Raw genomic sequence first — 20,134 nt, 5'->3', positions numbered from 1 at the left:
CTCGGCCAGACGTTCGATCGGGGGCGCCGCGGTCAGCCGATCGCGAGCAGATCCAGCTCGGCCTCGTAGAGCAGGGCGGGATCAATGTCCATGCCGGCGAAGTGACCGCTGAGCTCCAGAGACAGAACCCCGTGCAGCCGAGTCCAGAAGGCGACGGCCCGCCGCTGCGCAGACCCGGGGTCCAGGTCCTCCCGGCCCTCCCCGGGCTCCGCAGCGGGGCCGCACACAGGCCCGGAGTATCCCTTCCGGGCCGCGGCATCGCATGCGCCACGGATTTGGCTCAAGATGTCCGACATCGTCGAGGTGCGATCGGCGGGACTGCGATAGCCCGGCACCGGCGGGCCGTAAACGAGGAAGTAGCGCTGCGGATCGGCGAGTGCCCACGCGCGCAAGGCGCGGGCCATGCTGCGGAGGTCGCTCTCACCGCCGTCGGCCACAGCCCGGAAAGTATCGGCCAGGCTCTGGTAGGCATCCCGGACCAGTTCGGTGAGCAGTGCGTCCCGACTCGTGAAATATCGGTAGAGACCGGCACCGCTGAGGCCCATGATCTTCGCGATTTTATTGAGTGAAAGCGCTGTGGTTCCGGCAGAAGCGATCTGCTCCCAAGCCCGTTCCTTGATCTCGGCACGCACTTGCCGCCGGTACCGTTCGCGGGGGGTGGTCGTAGCAGCTGTTTCAGTCATGACAGCCTCCTCCTCGCGTGTTACACCCTATCGCTCGCGAGGAACCACTGGCGCTTCCCGGCGGCCTTAACATCGGAGAGAGGCCGCCCATTTTTCCCCCGGAGGGGCCGCGGTGGCCCAGCTGCCGAACCGCCCGCCGGGCCACTCAGAATTTGAGCTTGTCCTTCCCCTTCTCCTTGATTCGTCGGGCTTTCCCTCGTGCCTCCAGAGCGGCGCCTTTCGCCGCCGTGGTCCGATGGCCGATGGCGAGCGCAATCTTGCGGACCGCGCGGCCGACGACCTGCTCGACAGTCGCCTTGGCTTTCTCTCTGGCGCTCATCTCGCCCCTTCTTTCCTCTCACATGCCTCCTACCCTGTGAGACCACAATGACGTCGGGCTGGCGCGGCGCAGCGACGTCCGTCGACACTGGAGGGGAAAGCCCGCACACGGACACGGAACGACGGCGGAAGTGGAAAGCGGTGGCCGCCGAGGGAGAGGCGTCTGCAGTGGCTGCAGCGCGCAACACTCATGTGTCGGGAACAGCCGCAGGAGACGACTTGCAAAGTTGAGGAGAAGGGCATGCCAAAGAGCGCTGACCTGCGGACCAAGGCCACCCTGTACGGTGCGGCCCACTTCAAGGGAGTCGCTGTCCCGGTCTCGCCCGACAAGGGAGACGAAGGCGAAAGCATGGTCGTCCACTCACTCGCCCACCTCGGACTGAGTCGGATGGGCTCCCTCACTGCGCCTGGCGAGCTCGCCGATCCCGACCACCTGTTCAGCCAGCACGCCGGCCGGATCACTCATGTCACCGTCTGGTCCTCCAGACCGGCCACCTGGCACCTCGACCCCGAGGAGCGGGGCAGGACCTGGCAGCAGTATGACGCCGATACGGGTGATCTCGGGGCCTGGGCTGATCGATCGAGATACGTGCGCGTCTGGAGCCAGAAGGACGGCGCCGAAAGCAACACAGACCCGCTCGAGCCGGGAGGCCCCTCTCGTCTCATCACGGTGGTGGAGTAGGGCTCGCTCCGCTGCGGCCGCGTGAGAGTTCACCTCTGAATTCGCCCTGTGTGGGGCCGCGGGATGTTGACTCTTGCCGGCGAGCGCGCGGCCGTCCAGCACCTCGATGTCGCCGCCACGATCCTCTTGCCGGTTACGAGATCCGTCGCCTGCCAGCGCCCGCGAGCATTTCGGCCGCGTGGATGTCGGGAGGGGAGGAGCGGTCCTCCCCGTGATGGGAGCGCCACTTCCCGAAGTTGTCATTCGCGTAGATCACCGGTAGCTCGCGTGCGCGAGCTTCCTCCAAAAGGTGCACCACGGCGGGCAGGGTCTGCTCGACGGAGCGGACGAGGTCACCCGCGTCCTCGTGGTCGTAGGTGTTGAGCATGTCGATGATGACAACCGCGGTCTTCGCCATGATCAAGAACTCTCAAACGGTCCTGAGGTGCGCCGATGACACGACGGCCCCCGGGTCCGGCCATCCCGCCCGACCCTCGGTCGGCCGGGGGCGCGCCCGGGACCTCTTGGGTGGGCGCTCGGGGTTCTTCTGCTGCCTCCATCAACCACTTCGACCTGGAGCCGGGTCTGATTCGATCCCGTTCCCTGGTCGGCGGCCGTCTCGCATCCCGCCTAAGACTCGCCGCTGCTCTTCCTGTTCCGGTCGTGCTTCGGGGCCGTCCATCGGACCTTCCCCTTTCCCGTGCGCGGGTCCCTGTCCCGCTTCGGGCGGTCGAGCCGGCTCGCCTCGTCGGTGTCGGCAGCCGGTATCCGTTCGTCGTCGCCCTGATGGGGCGGGCGCCGCTGCGGCCGTCGCGTGCTGTGTCCGTCATGCGGAGGTACTCCGCCGGCGCCGCCTTGTTCGTCGTCCATCGTGCCCTCCTCGGGCTTGCGAACCCCCTCTTCCAGCCGCTGCCCGTCCTCCTGCCGGGGAAACCGGAGCGGCCGCCCCCACAGTAGGCACTCCTGGGGGCGTGCGCCGGGGGCGCGCTGCGCCGGACCGGTGGCCGGCCGGGATACCAACGACCCGGTCTGCCCCTCCGATGTCGGTTCGCAACGGGCCTGCACGAGTCGGAAAGCCTTCTTGGGGAGGGGGTGTGGATCGCGGGGGAGAGGGCACGAGGCGGGGCACATCGATCATCCGTCCAGGGAGGGAACGGTTCCATGTCTCAGAGCGCCATAGCCACCGGCACCACCGTGGGAGTGGAGACGCTGTCGGGCGCCAGCGCGGAGGGTGTGCGGATTGCTGAGGATCTTCCGCGGATCGACAACGCCCGTCGGATGGCGCCCGCCGATGCCCGTGAGCTGTCGCGTCTGTTCCTGCTCAGGCTGCGGTCGCTGGAGGAGGGAACCCGCGAGTATCAGTACGTCCGGAACACCCTGATCGAGATGAACATCTCGCTGGTGAACTTCGCCGCCCGGCGGTTTCGCAGCCGTTCCGGCGAGGGCATCGAGATCGAGGACATCCTCCAGGCCGGAACGATCGGGCTGATCAAGGCCATCGACCGGTTCGACCCAGAACGAGAAGTCGAGTTCTCCACCCTCGCTCTCCCGTACATCACCGGTGAGATCAAGCGCTTCTTCCGCGACACGACCTGGGCGGTACACGTACCACGCCGCCTGCAGGAACTGCGCTCGGAGATCGCGAAGAGTCAGGAGGCGCTGACCGAAGTCTTCGGCCGTGCCCCCACCGTGAAGGAACTCGCCGAGCACCTCGAAATCCGTGAAGAGGACGTCATCGAGGGCATGGTGGCTGCCAACGGCTACACAAGTGCCTCCATCGACTACCCGACACCTTCCAAGCCGCGCGCATCCGACGGGATCGAGGGGCGTTCCCTCGCAGACACGGTCGGCGACGTCGACCCCGACATGGAACTCTTCGAGGACCTCCACACCCTCGCCCCCCTCCTGCGCGAGCTTGGGGAACGCGACCGGCGCATCCTGAATATGCGGTTCGCACAGGAGATGACCCAAGCGGAGATCGGCGCAGAACTGGGCGTCTCCCAGATGCAGGTTTCCCGCCTTCTCACCCGCATCCTGACCAAGCTGCGCAACGGGATGCTCGCCGCATAGAGGACGGGCGCTGTCTGGGTGTTCCGATCCAGGGAGGGGGCGGGCACCTGCTCGGAGGGGGAGGGGGCAGGCGCCCACCGAGTGGCGGTCGGGGCCGCTCAGAGTTCCGACCGCCTGTCTCAACCGTAAGACGCCGCGTGCTCCCTCCCCAGGGCGGGCAGGAAATCGGGTGAGACGCCTCGGCAGGCATGCCGTTTCGTGAGCCCACTCCCCGGCGGGCCCTCTTCCCCACCCTGCTCGGCATCGCGGGGGAGGCGGCGACGAAGCAGGTCTTGGACAACCGGCGGAAACTCGCGCCCGGCTCGGTCGAACCGCGGCGCGCGCCTGGAGTCGGACCCCGTGGGAGACCGCCTTACGCCCCCGCGCCGACCCGGCCGGCGTGGCGTGTGCCTGCGGACGCGGAGCAGGGGGTGGAGGGCGGTCTCGACCCGAGGGTTGCAGGGTGACACCGCAGCTCCGGCCGCAGGGGGTCGCGTCTGTCGCGCTTTGGCGGCGGCGGCGAGGCAGTCGGATGAGTGTCGGACAGCTGGGTAGTCGTACAGCATGATCTACAGGGTGAGGGATTCGACGACCCACCCCCGCAACCGGCCTCTGGTCCGTGTACGCACGAGTAGGGCTCGCATCGAGCTGGAACGGGGTGGCGCTGATGTGTCGCTGGCTTGCCTATGCGGGTTCGCCTCTCCTCCTGGACGAAGTTCTGTACCGCCCGGAGCACTCGTTGATCGATCAGAGTCTCCACGCCCGGATGGGCGTGGAGTCGACGAACGGCGACGGTTTCGGCATCGGCTGGTACAGCCCAGGGGGCGACGGTACGCCGGCAGTGTTCCGTGACATCGGGCCAGCCTGGAACAACCGAAACCTCCGAGAACTCGCCGCGCACGTACGCTCTCCGCTGTTCTTCGCGCATGTCCGAGCCTCTACGGGATCGGCGATCCAACAGACCAACTGCCATCCGTTTCGGCACGGCCGTTGGCTGTGGATGCACAACGGGGCGATCGCTGACTTCCCCCGGCTGCAACGGGACCTTTGCATGGCGGTGGACCCTGCCCTGTTCCCGTCCATGGAAGGCTCCACCGACTCCGAGGTGATGTTCTACCTCGCCGTCACCTTCGGGCTCGATCAGGACGTACCGGGCGCTGTGGCAAGGATGGCCGGTCTCGTTGAGCGGCTCGGGAAGCTACACGGGGTCGATCACCCCCTCCAGATGACGATCGCGGTGAGCGACGGCGAGCGCGTGTGGGCCTTCCGCTACTCCAGCCAGAAGCAATCACGGTCTCTCTTCTACAGCAACAGGACCGACACGGTCCGCGAGCTCTACCCGGAGCTGGACTACCTCCGGGACGTCTCTGACGAGACGCGGTTGGTCGTTTCCGAACCGTTGGGCAGCTTGCCTGGAGTGTGGAACGAACTTCCAGAGGGAAGTTACGCGGTGTTGCCTTCAGCGCCCACCGAGGACTATCTGCCCTTCGTCCCCGATCTCACCTGAGACAGCAGTGACGATGATTGCGGGAAGGGTTGCACTCGATGGAGGTGGGCCGTCCGGACCTTGGTTTTCATCGGGAGAGCTGGTGGCTGCCGAGGCGGCCGGGATGCGGAATGGGCGGCCAGTCCGGCAGGTGTTGCTGGTGCGGTGGCAGTAGTGGGCCACAGTGAGGTCGATCCGCCGAGCGTCCCTGCCGATTGTCCTCCGCAAGGCACCCCGGGCGGCGAGAGGATCTACCCCTGGGGGAGGGGCGTGTACGCCCTGCCGTGGCGGCCCACGCAAGTTTCTTGGTGCCCGCTTTGAAAACGTGGCGCCGTGCATGTATGGGACGAATCGAGAGTATATGCCGGAATCCTCCGGGTAGCCGCTGAGTGTGATCACTTTGGGCGTCGAAGAAGAGTACTTGTTGGTGGACCCGGACACCCTGCTGCCGGTGCCATGGGCGGACGACGTGCGCAGGGCCGCAGGTGTCGTGTCCCTCACCGAGGACGGCGAGGTTCAAGAGGAGCTGTTGCAGTCGCAGATCGAGGTTGCTACCCCCGTCTGTGTCCGGATGGACGAGGTAGGTGGCCATCTCCTGCGGCTGCGCCATGCGGTCGCCTCGGCCGCAGAGGACCGGGGCTGCCGAGTTCTCGCATCTGCTGCGGCGCCGGTCAGGGGCTCCGCTCCGGTGCCCGTGACCCCCACCCCGCGCTGGAAGACAGCGGTGACCAACGTGAGGTGAGCTCTCTTGTACACCGCCTTCTCAGGGAGGGCACTCCGGCAGACCGCCAACGCCGCGCGCTGGCGGACGGCATGCCCGGCCTGCGAAACCTGCTCCTGGGGACGTCTGCCGGCTGAGCGCCGTAGCGGAATGGCGGCAGAGACGGAGAACCTGCCGGGTCGCTGAAGTTCGTCATATGAACGGCGCGATCCGGTGTGCGACGGGGTCACCGCTCGGGTGGCCATCGTGGCTGCCGTACCGGTTGCCGGGAGGAGTGAGCCGAGCGCGGCACGGAGCGTTCATGCGCTCAACCTTGCCTCCTGGTACGCCGCACCACCACAGCGCTGGCCGCGGCGAGAGCGAGGAGAACCGATCCGCGTCGAAGGATGGGCTCCGCGGCCAGGGCGGATGCCGACGCACTGGCCGGGATGGGAGAACCGTCGTGTCTTTCGCGCGGCCTTCCGGCGTGCCGCGCTTCTCGCCGGGGTCCTTGACGTGCTCGTACTGACGCTCGCGCTTCGGGCTGGGACCTCGCAGCACGGCGAAACCCATCATCGCCTGTATCAAGCTGCCTCTCACGTATGAGGGTCCGCGCCTGGGCGAGGTGGGGTACGTGGCAGGCTGGGATTGGACGAGGGCATCGCTAGTGCGATGGACGATCTCGGCCTTCCTGCTCGAACTCAGTTTCGACGACCACAGCAGGAACGGCCGGGCGTGCTACCTCGGAAGGCCGATCAGCTGTGCGCACCACGGCCCGAGCCGGGAGGGGATCCCGGTTGGGGGTGGGGCCCGGGTCCTTCCGGGTGTTCATATCCGGACTCGCGCTCTGCGCGAGCCTCCTCTTGGTGGCTGTGCGTGGTGGAGCCGAAGTTTCCGTATCCCTGCATCTCGTGAGGTCGCAGGCCTTCGGTGGGAAACCCCACCGGCTCCCGTTCCTCGCGGACCTCGTGGACAGCTCCGCCCTCGGGCAGGTGGGGCTGGCTCTCGGTCGTGGGCGGAGCGGGCTCCTTGTTGCGGACTCTCCTACCGAGTACGAAGCCGCCGAGCAGGAAACCCACTACCGCGAGCCCGACGAGCAGGAACCAAGCGATGTCGGAGATGGCCGTCTCCGCGCTCAATGTCATTTCCATAGCCAGTACATTTCCTCAAATCGGCGCGATATGTGCGCTCTGGTGACGGGGCGCCGTAGTCCACCCGGAGGATGATGGATCGACTCTGCCCGATCCCCGCGCCCCTTTCGGCCGTGGCAACTTTTACGGTCGCCCAGGGCCTTTTGGGGTACTGGTTCGTGCTGTGAGAGGCACTGACTGGCGCCAAGCCCCCCTGCTCCACCGTCCTGGTCACCGTGAAGGCAGCACGCTCGGCTCGCGCCGCCGGGGCACAGCCCGCCAATACGTCGTTCCCGGCGCCCGCTGACTGTTCTCCCTGCTCAGGCGGCAGGCGGGCACACCGAGCCACCGGTGGCCTCACCGCCCGTCCGATAGCCGGCGCAAACCGATCCCGCAGAGTGCCGCGTACGGATCTGCCCCGGGTCCGGCCCCGCCCGCTCGTCATGCGCTCGATGCACCCATCGGGTGGACCGGAAGCCGGTGCCGGGGCGCCCCTTCCACGGCGGGGGATACAAGGTTCGCAGGTTCGACTACGGCGAGCGCATCCGTCAGCAGAGTGAACGGCGAACAGAGTGCGGCACCACTTCACGACCCGGAGGACTCATGCACGCGAAGTCGGTTGCTCGACAGCTCATCACCGCTTCCCGGACCCCGCATACGCCTCGACCCACCGGGGCAGCCACCATCGACGCGAACGTGACCGACGCCGTCACGAGCGAACTGGACCGGCTGTGTGCCGAGTTTGTCGCGTACAGCCGTTCGCTCGACCCCACCTTCGCCACGGAAGTTGCCGAGCGGCTGGTCGCCTTCACTCTCAACGGCGGCGCCCGCATCCGGCCCCGGTTCCTGTGGTGGGCCATGCGGGCCAGTGGCGGCACGGACATCCACGTGGTCGGGGCACTGCGCATCGCCGCCGCACTCGAACTCATTCAGAGCTGCGCCCTGGTTCACGATGACGTCATGGACCAATCCGCGTTGCGCCGCGGCAGGCCCTCGTTCCACGCTCAGATCGCTGAACAGTTTCAGCCAGGCGCGCCCCCGCGCGAACGGAATTTCTCGCCGTTCGCGCATTCGGTCGCCGTCCTCGCGGGAGACCTGGCGCTGTCCTGGGCGGATGACCTTGTCGCCACAGTCGACGTTCCCCCGCCGATTCGGGCGGACATCCTGCGGATCTGGCGGGCGATGCGGACGGAGATGATCGCGGGTCAGTTCCTTGACCTGCACGGCCAGGCGACATCCTCCCGATCGGCCGTCAAGGCCATCCGCACCGTGTGCCTGAAGACAGCCCGCTACACCGTGGAACAGCCCGTGGCCCTGGGCGCGGCCCTGGCCGGCGCAGACGAGCGCACCGCTCGCGCCCTGACCGCAGCCGGCCGATGCGCGGGCATCGCCTTTCAGTTGCGCGACGACCTCCTGGGTGTGTTCGGCGATCCGGAGGTGACCGGGAAGCCTTCCGGGGACGATCTGCGTTCCGGGAAGGCGACGTACCTCCTCGCGTTGGCCTACGCGCGAGCTCGCGCCACCGGCGCCTCCGACGTCGTCGATGTCCTGCAGGGCTGCCGGGGGATCGGCCCCCTCTCGGGGGCGGAACTGGCCCAGGCCCGCGAGGCTCTCCAATCGACCGGCGCACCGGCGCAAGTCGAACGGCGCATCGAACGTCTTATGCGCGCCTCCGACCGCCATCTCACCGCCGCCGCCCACCGGGAGGGCCCGGCCCTGCGGCACCTGGCCGAACTATTGAGACAGGTCGCTTCCCCCCACCAGGACGCCAAAGCCACGCAGCCGGCCGACCTGCACAAAGGCATGCGATGAAGAGGATCACCGGGCGCACCGACCATGTGGTGGTCGTCGGCGCCGGACTCGCAGGTCTCTCCGCCACCCTGCACCTCCTCGGTGCGGGCCGGACCGTCACCCTGGTTGAACGCGACCCACTCCCCGGCGGCCGGGCCGGCCTCATCAAGCGCGACGGCTACCGTTTCGACACCGGCCCCACCGTGCTGACCATGCCGCACCTTCTGGAGGAGGCCTTCGCGGCAGTCGGGCAGAAGATGTCCGATCATCTGACCCTGCACCCCCTCCACCCCGCCTACCACGCCCGGTTCGCCGACGGCAGCAGCCTCGATGTCCACACCGACGGCCCGGCCATGGAAGCGGAGATCGAACGCTTCGCCGGAAACCGCGACGCGGCCGGCTACCGGCGTCTGCGCCGCTGGCTGCACGACCTCTACCAAGCGCAGATGGGGCGCTTCATCGACACCAACTTCGACTCGCCTCTCTCCCTCCTTCACCCGGACCTGGCACGCCTCGCAGTATTGGGCGGATTCGGTCGCCTCCAACCGGCGATCGGCCGGTTCATCACCGACGAGCGCCTCCAACGCGTCTTCTCCTTCCAAGCCCTCTACGCCGGCGTCCCACCGGCCCGCGCGCTCGCCGCCTACGCCGTCATCGCCTACATGGACACCATCGCCGGCGTGTACTTCCCCCAAGGCGGTATGCACGCCGTCCCCACCGCCTTGGCCGCGGCCGCCGCCGACGCGGGCGCCACCCTCCACTACGGGCAGAGCGTCATGCACCTCGAACGCAGTGGCGACCGGATCACCGCCGTCATCACCGACCGGCAGCGCATCGCCTGCGACGCAGTCGTCCTGACCCCCGACCTGCCCGTCTCCTACCGACTGCTCGGCACCCACCCACACAGGCCGCTCTCCCTACGCCACTCCCCGTCTGCTGTCGTCCTGCACGTCGGCACCGACCGCACCTGGCCCGACCTGGCCCACCACACGATCTCCTTCGGTGACGCGTGGAAACAGACCTTCCACGAACTCACCCGCACCGGTCGGCTGATGAGTGACCCCTCCCTGCTCATCACCCGGCCCACTGCCACCGACCCGAGCCTCGCCCCGCCCGGCAAACACACCCACTACGTACTGGCGCCCTGCCCCAACACCGCCGTCGGCCCCTCGGCCGCCACATGGAACGACCTCGGACCGCGCTACCGCGACACCCTGCTCCGCGAGCTGGAACGCCGCGGCCTGACCGGTTTCGCCGACGCCATCGACACCGAGGTCCTGGTCACCCCCGCCGACTGGGCTGCTCAAGGCCACGCGGCCGGCACCCCGTTCTCCGTCGCCCACACCTTCCCCCAGACCGGCCCCTTCCGTCCCCGCAACCTCGTACGGGGCACCTCCAACGCCGTACTCGCCGGCTGCGGCACCACCCCGGGCGTCGGTGTCCCCACCGTCCTGATCTCCGGCCGCCTCGCCGCCGCCCGCATCACCGGCCTGCCCGCCACCCACCACCGCACCACGACCAGCACCCCCGCCGCGAGGAAAGGCAGCACCGCATGACGCGACGCGAACTCGACGCCGCCACCATCACCGACCCCGCCCTACGTACGGCATTCGAGGGCTGCCGCCGCCTCAACGCACGACACGGCAAGACGTACTTCCTCGCCACTCGGCTGCTGCCCGCCTCCCGCCGGCCCGCCGTGCACGCCCTCTACGCCTTCGCCCGGCTCGCCGACGACATCGTCGACGACCTCGCGGCCACCTCCGAGGAGACCGGCGACCGCGCCCAGCGACTGCAAGCCCTCTCGTACGACCTCCGCACGGCGATCAACGGCGGGTCCGGCCGCCACCCCGTCGTCACCGCCGTGGCCCACACCGCTCACCGCTACCGCATCCCGCACAGCCACTTCGACGACTTCCTCGCCTCCATGCGCAGCGACCTCACCGTCACCGACTACGGGACGCTGGACGCGCTGCGCGCCTACATGCACGGATCCGCCGCCGTCATCGGCCTGCAGATGCTTCCCGTCCTCGGCCACGTCACCCCCCGGGATGAGGCCGCCCCGCACGCCGCCGCCCTGGGCGAGGCATTCCAGCTCACCAACTTCATCCGCGACGTCGGCGAAGACCTCGACCGCGACCGCGTCTACCTGCCCGCCGACCTCCTCGCCGCCGAGGGCGTGGACCGGGAACTGCTCCGCTGGAGCAGACGCACCGGGCGAGACGACCCCCGCATCACCCGCGCTCTGCGTTCCGCGACAGCCCTGACCCGAAGCTTCTACGCGAGGGCACGTCCGGGACTGGACATGCTCGCACCCGCATCCCGGCCCTGTGTCCGCACCGCCTTCGTGCTCTACGGCGACATCCTCGATGCCGTCGCCCGCGACGGATATGCCAGCGTTCACCGCCGCTCCGTGGTTCGCCTCAGCCGCAGGGCGGTCGTCGCGGCGGCTGGACTGGCCAACATCGCCGCAAGCCGCCTCACCACCTCCGCCTCTCCGATCCCCGCCGTCGTCGAAGAGCCTTCCCGATGAGCCCCGCACCCCGCCGCCGCATCCCGTTCAGGCTGCGCAGCGCTCCAGTGGCCTGGCACCGCCAGGAACCGACGTGGCGCGACGCCTCGCCCCGGCTCATCGACGCCGCCCTCAAGCGGGCGCAGGCCCGGCCTGCCGGAAACTGGTACGTGATCGGCCCCAGCGCCGCCATCCGCACGGACGCCGGTTACGGAGCCACGGTCGAAGGCACGGAGGTCGTCGCGTGGCGGACCGCCGACGGCGCCCTCGTCGCCGGCCCCGGCGCCTGCCCGCACCTGGGCGCGGCGCTGGCCCAGGCCCCGGTCCGCTGTGGCACCCTGGTCTGCCCGTGGCACGGACTCGCCCTCAACGGCGCCTCCTTCGCAGGCTGGAACCCCTATCCAGCCCACGACGACGGCGTCCTCGCCTGGGTACGACTCGACCTCCACGGAGGCGAAGAGCCCCTCGACACCCCCGCCGTGCCCCCGCGCCCGCCCGCCGCTGCCTCTCTGACCGCGGTCTACGCGGGCACCGGCGCCTGTGAACCCGAGGACATCGTCGCGAACCGCCTCGACCCCTGGCACGGCGGATGGTTTCACCCGTATTCCTTCGTCGACCTCACCGTCCTGGACGACGGCGCCGAGTCCGACGTCCTGACCGTGCGTGTCTCCTTCAAGGTGGCACGGCGGATCGTCGTGCCCGTGACCGCGGAGTTCACCGCCCCTGGCCCCCGTACCGTCGTCATGCACATCACGGATGGCGAAGGGCAGGGTTCCGTGGTCGAAACCCATGCCACGCCGCTGGGAGCAGGTCGCGACGGGCGCCCCCGCACCCGCGTCACCGAAGCCGTGATCGCCACCTCCCACCGCCCCGGGTTCAAACTCGCCCGAACCGTCACCCCCCTGCTACGACCCCTCATGCGTCACGCCGCAGGCCGCCTGTGGCGCGACGACCTGGCCTACGCCGAGCGTCGCTGGGAACTACGCAGCACCGGCCGATTCCCCGGCTGACACGGCAGGGCAGCGCACACCGGTCAACCATCCTCACCCCGCGCCAGCTGTCCTACGTCCCAGAGCCACCAACGCCCGGGCCGCAGCGGACCGGCCCCGATCCGGCACCGTCCACAGCGTCTCGCCCCGAACTCCCCAACGCTCCAGCAGGGCATTGGCCGCCAGGAAGCCGCTGGTGGCCGCCCGTTCCATCAGCGCGACCGGCAGACCCGTGCGCACCAGATCCCCGGCGACCACCACCCGTGCGTCGCCTGTGCGCACCCCAGGCCGGTCCCGGTAGCCGCCGACCGGGAACAAAGGACAGTCCTCACGCCACTCGTGCCGGACATCGACGATGCCTGCGCGCCCCGTCTCCGGGTACACCTCGCGCAACTGGCCCACTAGATCCTGCTCCACGTCCTGGCGCCGCCGCGCCGGATCGACGGCATAGGCGTGCAGTTCCACCACCGAACCCCCGGTTCGCAACGCCCAACGGTGGGCCTCGCCCTCCCACCGGTCCAGAACGCTCACATTGTCGAGGCCGCCGAATGCGCTGGTGCCCAGGAACCCCTGACGGTCGCCCGCGACGGGCCGCGACAGCCACAGCCGCGACACCAGGAAGGGTGGCGTCGTCCGAAGCCGCGCGATCGACGCCCGCCACGCCGGACCCACGAGCCCGGGCGAAGCGCCGACCAGCGCCCTCAGCCCGGCGGTGTCCAGAGCCAGCACCACCGCGTCGTACTGCTCGACCGCCGCCGCATCCGCGACGACCTCCACGCGCTCGTAGCCTGCCGGATGTACCTCCCGCACCGCCGCGCCCGTGCGGATGTCCACGCCAAGCCCGCCCAGATACCTGGCCAGCGGATCCCACAGGGCCTGCGGAAACGGTTCGCGTGGCACGTCGAAGAGCAGACCCTCGCTGGATCCCAGGAAGTAGATGTGGAACATCAACACCAACTCTGCCGCCGACAGTGTCGCCGGATCGGCGAAGAAGCTCCGCGAGAACACCTCGAACGCCAAATGGTGCGCCGCCTCGGGGAACCGGATCGAGGTGAGGAACTCTGTGGCGCTCACCCCGTCCAGTGCCTCGTACACGCCGGGCACACTCACGTTCAGAAGGGGCAAGGCGGCCCGCGGGTTCATCCGGCCCAGATCCCGCCAGCCGAACGACGGGCTCTGCGCGACGAACCCGAGCGCGCTCAGCGGTGGCGTACGTGGCACCCGCGCGAAACTGTCCCGCCCGCCGTCGCGGTGGCGCAGCGGGTAGTCCGCCAACCCTGTCAGACCGTTGAGCCCCGGATCGGTACGGCGCAGCAGAGCCCGCAGGTTGTAGTACTGACGGAAGAACGCGTGGAAGCCACGGCTCATCGTCGCCTGCGACCCGTCCGCCAGCCGCGTCCCCCAGCCTGCCAACCGGCCACCGAGCTGTGCGTCCCGCTCGTACAGGGTGACGTGGACACCGCGCTCGGCGAGGACCGTGGCCGCCGACAGGCCGGCGATGCCCCCGCCCACCACGGCCACCCGCGGCCCGTCGGCCTCGAACCTCGCACGCCCGCCTCGGGCATCGACACGCCGGGCCCGCCGGTCCCGTCCCGGAAAGCCCCCGCTCATGCCGCGACCCGGCCGACGAAGGTGTGGGTGATTCCCGTCTGCCACCCCGGCAGCGGCAACACTCGCACATCCGTGAATCCGGCCCTGCGCATCCGTGTCGCGAACTCCGGCGCGGTATCGAAGTCGAGGACGCTGCGCCAAAGGTGCTCGTACAGTGCGGCGTCCCCGCCCGCCCGGCCCAGTGGCATGATCACCGCCCGGCACACGGCCGTCCACAGCGCGCGGTGCACCGGGCGGCCGCTGAGCGCGTACTCGTGCACGACGATCCGTGCGCCCGGCGCCATCGCGGCCCGCGCACAGGCCAGGGTCAGGTCGGGATCGGGTACGTTGCGAAAGAGGTATGCGGCGAAGACGGCGTCGAACGGCCCGTCGACGCCCGCCTCGGCGAGCCGATCGGCCGACCCCCGCACGAAACGGACCTCGGCAGGCCACCTCTTGGCCGCGGCCCGCTCCAGCATGCCCCGCGATGCGTCCACGGCGGTGATGTGCGCCCGGCCCGCCGTCGACAACAGAGCGGCCGTGGAGGCGCCAGTTCCGCACCCCAGGTCCAAGACGCGGGCGCTGCGGCCCTCGTCCACCAGACCCAGGCGACGTGCCGAGCGGCGTAGATGTCCGTGGTAGCCGGGACTCGCCGCGACCAGCAGGTCGTAGCGTGCCGAGGCATGGTCGAAGGCGACCGACAGGGCGTCCTCGCGCAGAATTGACATGACAGCCTTTCAGCGTCGTCCGGGCACTCAAGCCGGGACGGATCGGCGAAGCAGTGGCAGTTCCACAAGTGACCGAAGCATGGGCATCACGGGCGTGCGCAGACCGATGCCGAAGTCCTCCAGGGGAGAGGTCGCACCGTCCAGGAACCGCAGGACCCGCTCGGCCGGCACCACTGAGAAGAGATGGGTGAAGAAGGCCGCGCCGTCGACTCGCCCGGTGTCCAACGCGCGCAGCAGCACCGCGTCCATCGCCCGCGCCCTGCGGCCGTGTACGGAGGGGACCCGGGCGGGGGAGCGACCCGCTCGCACCGCCTCGGCGAGATGACGACTCTGGCGCTGGATCGCGGCGAAGGTGTACCCCGTCGAGGGCCGGGTCGCCCCGCCGGCGGCGCCGATGAAGAAGACACGACGCCCGCGGCGGCGGGGGTAGACGCCGTCGCTCATGGGGATCGCCCCTTGCTCCCGCTCCCGCACGGTGTAGTCGCCCAGCCCCAGCACCGACGTGCAGTAGTGGCGCAGGGCCTGGTCATACGCCACCTCGTCCAGGGCCGCGCGGGAGAACTGTGTGTATTCGACCAGCGCTTCATACCGGTTCAGGGGCAGGACGTAGCCGAAGGCGAGGCCGCGGGGCGGCTGAGGGAGGCGGAAGTCCATCAAGATCGCCGCGCCGGGATCGAACACGGGCCGGTCGGTTCGCACGAACCAACCCTGGAAGTGCTGCACCAGTGTGGTTCGGGCCGCAGGCAGCCGCTGCGGCGGCCGAGAATCGAATACCAGGCCCGACCGGATCACCGAGGGCGTCATCGACGCGTCATGACCGTGGACCACGGCCTCGCCTTGCCTGTCACGCGCCGACTCCACGGCCATGTGCCGTACCTCGACCCCATGCTCGTCGAGCCGCTCCAACATGGCCGCTTCGAACCGGTCCGACCTCAGCATCTTGTATCGCGTGTCTCCCAGTGGGCGGTCGATCATCGTCCCGTCCGGGGCGTACAGGCGCAGCCGGTTCCAACTCGCTGTCAGCAACCCGTCGTACGGGCCCTCGCCTGACTCCCAGTAGCACCAGGTGCGCCTGGGCGGACGCAACGGCCCCGGCGGGGCCTCGACCAGAGCCACGCGCGGTGCGCGCCGGCCGGCAGGGAAGGGCTTCGCGATGGCGACCGCGAGGGACAGCCCGGCCGCTCCTGCCCCGATCACGGTCACGTCAGCGTCCCGGCTCACCTCTCGACCCCCTGCTCCTCGCACCCGTCATCCCTCTTCCACGCCGCGCATCCCGGCGGATGCAGTAAACCGCTCATGAGGGGGCCGGCCCCGAAGGGCACGGCCGTACGCGCGGGCGGATCATCCTCGCGGCCCCTGGACCGCCCTTCCGCACGGTTGAGAGCGACACGTTCGCCGCCGCGTGGAGGACCGATCGACGTCGAGTTGCACGGTGAGGTGCTGCTGACGACAGCGCAGTTCGAGGAGGCCAACCGGATCCGGCTCGTCCACGAGGCCACACCCTGCGCGCACCCGCGCAGCGGCAGGTGCCTTGCGGGCCAAGGACGGCCCTTACCGGCCACCGACGGCACCCGCGCGGTAGACGAGCCGCGCCTGCAGCTGCTCGGCTACGGGGACTGGACCGGTCCGACCTACACCGCCTCATCGGCGTCGGCCGCCCCGCCCGCGACGCCGTCCGGCAGATCGGCAACCTCCAGCAGTCGTGACCCCGGTGACACCAGGTTAAGCGGCCCGTGCGGGCGCGCTTAGGGTGAGGCCCATGGAGTCCTCCACCATGGGTCAGACGTCCGAGCTGCTGGGCGTGAGCATCGACACGGTCCGGCGATGGGCCGACGCGGACCGCTTCCCGACCCATCGCGAAGGCAACCGCCGCATCGTTGAGGGAACGGATCTCGCCGCGGTCTGCGTGGAGGTCGCCCAAGAGGGCGGCGTGGGCGAGGAGGCACCGTACCCATCGGCCCGCAACGCCTTCCCCGGGATCGTGACCGCCGTCAAGCTCGGTGACGTCGCCGCCCAGGTCGAGGTGCAGGCGGGCCCGCACCGGGTGGTGCCCCTCCTGACCCGGGAGGCCGTCATGGAACTCGCCCTGGAGCCGGGGATGACGGTCACCGCGCGGGTGAAGTCGACCAGCGTGCACATCGAACGCGGCTGACCCGTGGAGTGGGGAGTGGGGGCGGCCGGGTTGCTGGCCGGTCTGCTGATCGCCTTGGTCACGGCGCCGGTAGGGGTGTCGGGGGCGGTGTTCCTGCTGCCCGTGCAGCTGAGCGTGTTCGCCGTGCCGTCCCCGGCCGTGACGCCGACCAACCTCCTCTACAACGTCATTGCCGGCCCCGGCGCGCTGCTGCGCTACCGCCGCACCGGCGCCCTGCACGGCCCGCTGGTACGCCGGCTGGTGCTCGGCACGCTGCCGGGCGTCGTCCTCGGCGCGGTCATCCGCGTGTTCGCGATCCCGGGCGCGGCCGTCTTCAAGGCCCTGGTGGCCGTGTTCCTGCTGCCGCTGGGCCTGTGGCTGATCGCCCTGACGCTCCTGCCGTCCCGGCAGCCGAAGCCGTCCGGCCAGGACGAGCCGTCCGCGCGGGCGGTGACGGGCCTGGCCTTGGGGGTGGGGTTGGTCGGTGGGATCTACGGCATCGGCGGCGGCTCCCTGCTCGGCCCGATCCTCGTCGGTCGCGGCATGCCCGTCGCGGTGGTCGCCCCGGCGGCCCTGGCCTCCACCTTTGCCACCTCGGTCGTCGGCGCCGCCACCTATGCGCTGCTGTCGCTGGCCGGCTCCGGCAGCATCGCGCCCCACTGGTTCCTCGGGCTGGCCTGCGGTCTGGGCGGACTCATCGGCGGCTATCTCGGCGCCCGCCTCCAGCCCCACCTCCCCGAGAAGGCCCTGCGGCTGCTGCTCGGCACGCTGGCCGCAGGCGTTGGCGGCCTCTACGCCATCGAGACGATCAGCTGACCTTCGGGCTGCGGCGCTCCAGCAGGATCGCGTCCCGCCACACCCCGTGGTGGCGGCCGATGCGCTCGGGGGTGGCGGTCACAGGGAAGCTGGCCCGCGTATGGACGGCGAGGCCGGCGGCGTTCTGGGGGAGATACCGGACTGGGAATCACCAGAGGAACCGGGGCGATTGACAACCCACATCGAGGGCAGGGTCAGGGAGCCTGACAAGGGGCTTCCTTCGGGTCGCTGTGCACGAACGAGCTCCCCATCGGGCTCGTACAGGGAATCCGGCGTCTTGCACCAACTGTCTTCCGAGGCGGTATCGCCGAGCGCGGAGCAGGCCGCGCCCGCCGTGGTGCTCCTCACTACTTCTGAGTCACCACGACGATGATGTAGCCTCCGGAACCGTTTGATCCATTTAGCTACCCGTCTCCACCAGGAGGACTCATGCCCGCCCCCGTAGCCGTCACGATTGCCATCCTCGGGAGAGGCAGATCGGGTGAGGGCTCTGCCTACGGCATGCCGCAAGGCTCCGGCCTCATGAACGGCCCTGCTACCGGACGCTCGCGTCCACGCTGCACACCGACGGGAGGATCACTGGTCCCTTGAGGTTCCGGATCGGACGCCCGACAAACCCACCCACTCAATCGCACCCGCAGGAGCCCGTGCCCCATGCGACTGCCGCCTCGCCCTCGACCAGCGCCGAGCCACCGCTCTCGGCCCACGAGATAGCACTCATACGGAGTTCCGTCTCCGTCGTCGAACCGCTCGCCGCCGACATGACGGTCTACTTCTACGCAATCCTCTTCGCCCGCTACCCCGAGGTCCGTCCGATGTTCCCCCCGGGAATGGACGCCCAGCGCGGCCGTCTGCTCCGCGCACTGCTGCGCATCGTGGACCTGGTCGACGACCCGGAGAGCCTGGTCCGCTTCTGCGGCCACCTCGGCCGCGATCATCGCAAGTTCGGCACCCTCAGCGCGCACTTTCCCGCCGTGGGGGAATGCCTCCTCGCTTCTCTGGCCCGCTACGCCGGTCCCGCCTGGACCGAGGACATCGCCGCAGCCTGGACCAAGGCATACGGTGTGGTCGCCGACGTCATGATCAGCGCCGCCGAGCAGGACGAGGCGCAGCGACCCGCCGTCTGGCCCGCCACTGTGGTGCACAAGGTTCTACGCGGACACGGCATCGGCGAGGTCACCGTACGCCCCCACATGCCGTACCCGTATGCCGCCGGACAGTACGTCAGCCTTGAGACGCCGTGGTGGCCCAAGCAGTGGCGGTACTACTCGCCCGCCAACGCCCCCCGTCGGGACGGCACCCTCACCTTCCACGTACGTGCGGTGACGGGTGGCTCCGTCAGCGACGCACTCGTACACCGCTCTGCCGTGGGGGACGTCCTTCAGCTCGGCTCACCGATGGGCGACATGGTGCTGGATGCAGCCGTCCACAGCGACCTGCTCTGCGTGGCGGGCGGCACCGGTCTCGCACCGATCCGCGCGATCGTCGAGGAGGTGGCGTGTCGTGGCGGACGACACAAGGTCGACTTGTTCCTCGGAGCCCGTACCGGAGCCGAGCTGTACGGAGTCGATGACATGCTCCGCATGGCGCAGCAGTACCACTGGCTGTCCATCAGGGGCGCCGTCTCCCACGAGTACATCCCCGGCATCCGGGGATCCCTGCCGGAGGTTCTGGCTGAGTACGGCCCGTGGTACCAGCACGACGTCTATCTCAGCGGACCGGCCCCGATGGTGGTCTCCGCCAGCGAGACACTCACGCTGCACGGCACCCTGCCCGACCGCATCCACCATGACCCGTTCGAGACCCCCGTGCTGTCCGCTCCATGAGCTCTGCTCTTGCCATCTGATCCTGCCAGGAGAACACCCCATGCCCTTGCCCCCACAGTCGTTCGGATCAGCGGGCGAACGCCGGCTGCAACAGCATCTGGGCAGCGCCGACCGCGCCACCCGGTTCTACGACCAGCAGGTGCGCCCGTGCCTCACCGCCGAGATGCGGGAGTTCATCGGGTGCCAGAGCATGGTTTTCCTGGCCACCGCCGACTCGCACGGGGAATGCGACGCCAGTTTCCGGGCGGGCCCACCCGGTTTCGTGCACGTACTGGACGAGCGCACTCTTGCCTACCCTGAGTTCCGGGGAAATGGGGTGCTCGCCAGCGCCGGCAACATGACGGAAAACCCCCACCTCGGCATGCTTTTCGTCGACTTCACTCACCACCACGTCGGCCTGCACGTCAACGGCGTCGCCCACCTTTACGCCGATGCCGAACTCCGCGCATCGCACCCCGGCTTGCCCACCGACATCGCGCCGGGGCGCGGCCCCGAAATGTGGGTCCACCTCAGCGTTGAAGAGGCTTACATCCACTGTTCCAAGTACATACCGCACCTGGTGCCGGGCCCCCGCCCCACCCCCACCGCCGACCGCCCGAAGGATGCGGACTACTTCACCAGCTCCCGCCCCGCGTCGGCCCCGGAGGCGACCAGCGGTTACCCCGTGGAGGCCCTGATGACGGGGCGGAAGTCCTTGCACTGGCACAGCCCATGACCACAGTCCCGC

Annotated in this window: 19 protein-coding genes and 1 pseudogene; 12 read left to right on the top strand and 8 right to left on the bottom strand. The window is 69.4% G+C overall.

Annotated features, from left to right (window positions below; all coding sequences use genetic code 11):
- Nucleotides 1-32: 32 nt before the first annotated feature.
- Nucleotides 33-683, bottom strand: a complete 651-nt coding sequence (locus tag OG906_RS00655) for a TetR/AcrR family transcriptional regulator (RefSeq protein ID WP_329438907.1) — start codon at nucleotides 681-683, stop codon at nucleotides 33-35.
- A gap of 145 nt (nucleotides 684-828) precedes the next feature.
- Nucleotides 829-1,002 carry a hypothetical protein gene (locus OG906_RS00650; protein ID WP_267803620.1) on the bottom strand — a complete coding sequence of 58 codons (174 nt, stop codon included), beginning with the start codon at nucleotides 1,000-1,002 and terminating at the stop codon, nucleotides 829-831.
- Nucleotides 1,003-1,242: 240 nt separating this feature from the next.
- Between OG906_RS00650 and OG906_RS00645 the strand changes: the two genes are divergently transcribed.
- Nucleotides 1,243-1,683, top strand: coding sequence for a hypothetical protein (locus tag OG906_RS00645; protein WP_329438904.1), 441 nt, complete (start codon nucleotides 1,243-1,245; stop codon nucleotides 1,681-1,683).
- Nucleotides 1,684-1,816: 133 nt separating this feature from the next.
- Here the strand turns inward: OG906_RS00645 and OG906_RS00640 are convergent, their stop codons facing one another.
- Nucleotides 1,817-2,080, bottom strand: coding sequence for an isochorismatase family protein (locus OG906_RS00640; RefSeq protein ID WP_443067334.1), 264 nt, complete (start codon nucleotides 2,078-2,080; stop codon nucleotides 1,817-1,819).
- 743 nt (nucleotides 2,081-2,823) lie between these two features.
- On the opposite strand from OG906_RS00640, the gene OG906_RS00635 reads away from it, so the two are divergent.
- The 3 genes from OG906_RS00635 (at nucleotide 2,824) to OG906_RS00625 (ending at nucleotide 5,939) form a co-directional block, all read left to right on the top strand.
- Complete coding sequence (locus tag OG906_RS00635; protein ID WP_329438902.1) at nucleotides 2,824-3,732, top strand: SigB/SigF/SigG family RNA polymerase sigma factor; 909 nt, start codon at nucleotides 2,824-2,826, stop codon at nucleotides 3,730-3,732.
- Nucleotides 3,733-4,378: 646 nt separating this feature from the next.
- Nucleotides 4,379-5,218 carry a class II glutamine amidotransferase gene (locus OG906_RS00630; protein ID WP_329447884.1) on the top strand — a complete coding sequence of 280 codons (840 nt, stop codon included), beginning with the start codon at nucleotides 4,379-4,381 and terminating at the stop codon, nucleotides 5,216-5,218.
- Between the two features lie 379 nt (nucleotides 5,219-5,597).
- Nucleotides 5,598-5,939, top strand: coding sequence for a glutamate-cysteine ligase family protein (locus tag OG906_RS00625; protein WP_329438900.1), 342 nt, complete (start codon nucleotides 5,598-5,600; stop codon nucleotides 5,937-5,939).
- 713 nt (nucleotides 5,940-6,652) lie between these two features.
- Here OG906_RS00625 and OG906_RS00615 read toward each other — a convergent pair.
- Nucleotides 6,653-7,048, bottom strand: a complete 396-nt coding sequence (locus OG906_RS00615; RefSeq protein ID WP_329438898.1) for a DUF6479 family protein — start codon at nucleotides 7,046-7,048, stop codon at nucleotides 6,653-6,655.
- 582 nt (nucleotides 7,049-7,630) lie between these two features.
- On the opposite strand from OG906_RS00615, the gene OG906_RS00610 reads away from it, so the two are divergent.
- From OG906_RS00610 to OG906_RS00595, 4 genes are read left to right on the top strand one after another with little or no spacing between them, the layout of a single operon-like run.
- Nucleotides 7,631-8,839 carry a polyprenyl synthetase family protein gene (locus OG906_RS00610; protein ID WP_329438896.1) on the top strand — a complete coding sequence of 403 codons (1,209 nt, stop codon included), beginning with the start codon at nucleotides 7,631-7,633 and terminating at the stop codon, nucleotides 8,837-8,839.
- Entirely contained in the window at nucleotides 8,836-10,374 is a 1,539-nt protein-coding gene (locus tag OG906_RS00605) for a phytoene desaturase (RefSeq protein ID WP_329438894.1), read from the top strand. The genes OG906_RS00610 and OG906_RS00605 overlap by 4 nt, the downstream gene beginning before the upstream one ends.
- Nucleotides 10,371-11,348 (top strand): phytoene/squalene synthase family protein, encoded by a 978-nt coding sequence (locus OG906_RS00600; protein ID WP_329438892.1) that lies wholly within the window; start codon nucleotides 10,371-10,373, stop codon nucleotides 11,346-11,348. Before OG906_RS00605 ends, OG906_RS00600 begins: the two co-directional genes overlap by 4 nt.
- Nucleotides 11,345-12,337, top strand: coding sequence for a DUF5914 domain-containing protein (locus OG906_RS00595; RefSeq protein ID WP_329438890.1), 993 nt, complete (start codon nucleotides 11,345-11,347; stop codon nucleotides 12,335-12,337). The genes OG906_RS00600 and OG906_RS00595 overlap by 4 nt, the downstream gene beginning before the upstream one ends.
- A gap of 33 nt (nucleotides 12,338-12,370) precedes the next feature.
- Here the strand turns inward: OG906_RS00595 and OG906_RS00590 are convergent, their stop codons facing one another.
- The 3 genes from OG906_RS00590 to OG906_RS00580 are packed head-to-tail and all read right to left on the bottom strand — an operon-like array spanning nucleotide 12,371 to nucleotide 15,855.
- Entirely contained in the window at nucleotides 12,371-13,927 is a 1,557-nt protein-coding gene (locus OG906_RS00590) for an FAD-dependent oxidoreductase (protein ID WP_329438888.1), read from the bottom strand.
- Complete coding sequence (locus OG906_RS00585; RefSeq protein ID WP_329438886.1) at nucleotides 13,924-14,634, bottom strand: class I SAM-dependent methyltransferase; 711 nt, start codon at nucleotides 14,632-14,634, stop codon at nucleotides 13,924-13,926. The genes OG906_RS00590 and OG906_RS00585 overlap by 4 nt, the downstream gene beginning before the upstream one ends.
- A 27-nt stretch (nucleotides 14,635-14,661) precedes the next feature.
- Complete coding sequence (locus OG906_RS00580) at nucleotides 14,662-15,855, bottom strand: lycopene cyclase family protein (protein WP_329438884.1); 1,194 nt, start codon at nucleotides 15,853-15,855, stop codon at nucleotides 14,662-14,664.
- A gap of 538 nt (nucleotides 15,856-16,393) precedes the next feature.
- Here OG906_RS00580 and OG906_RS00575 point away from each other — a divergent pair.
- Both OG906_RS00575 and OG906_RS00570 read left to right on the top strand, forming a co-directional pair.
- Nucleotides 16,394-16,786, top strand: a complete 393-nt coding sequence (locus OG906_RS00575; RefSeq protein WP_329438882.1) for a TOBE domain-containing protein — start codon at nucleotides 16,394-16,396, stop codon at nucleotides 16,784-16,786.
- A 3-nt stretch (nucleotides 16,787-16,789) separates the two neighbouring features.
- On the top strand, nucleotides 16,790-17,581 hold the full coding sequence (locus OG906_RS00570) for a sulfite exporter TauE/SafE family protein (RefSeq protein WP_329438880.1): 792 nt from the start codon (nucleotides 16,790-16,792) through the stop codon (nucleotides 17,579-17,581).
- Here the strand turns inward: OG906_RS00570 and OG906_RS00565 are convergent.
- Nucleotides 17,574-17,711, bottom strand: a pseudogene (locus OG906_RS00565) (GNAT family N-acetyltransferase); the annotation flags it as partial. The gene OG906_RS00570 and the pseudogene OG906_RS00565 sit on opposite strands and share 8 nt — an antisense overlap.
- Before the next feature lie 517 nt (nucleotides 17,712-18,228).
- On the opposite strand from OG906_RS00565, the gene OG906_RS00560 reads away from it, so the two are divergent.
- Nucleotides 18,229-19,407: a globin domain-containing protein gene (locus OG906_RS00560; RefSeq protein WP_329438878.1), complete on the top strand. Its 1,179-nt coding sequence runs from the start codon at nucleotides 18,229-18,231 to the stop codon at nucleotides 19,405-19,407.
- A 40-nt stretch (nucleotides 19,408-19,447) separates the two neighbouring features.
- Nucleotides 19,448-20,122: a pyridoxamine 5'-phosphate oxidase family protein gene (locus OG906_RS00555; RefSeq protein ID WP_329438876.1), complete on the top strand. Its 675-nt coding sequence runs from the start codon at nucleotides 19,448-19,450 to the stop codon at nucleotides 20,120-20,122.
- Nucleotides 20,123-20,134: the final 12 nt, after the last annotated feature.

Origin of the sequence: Streptomyces sp. NBC_01426, assembly GCF_036231985.1 — a bacterium.
GTDB lineage: Bacteria > Actinomycetota > Actinomycetes > Streptomycetales > Streptomycetaceae > Streptomyces.
The sequence above is the reverse complement of the archived record's forward strand: the minus strand, read 5'-3'. Positions and strand labels throughout refer to the sequence as shown.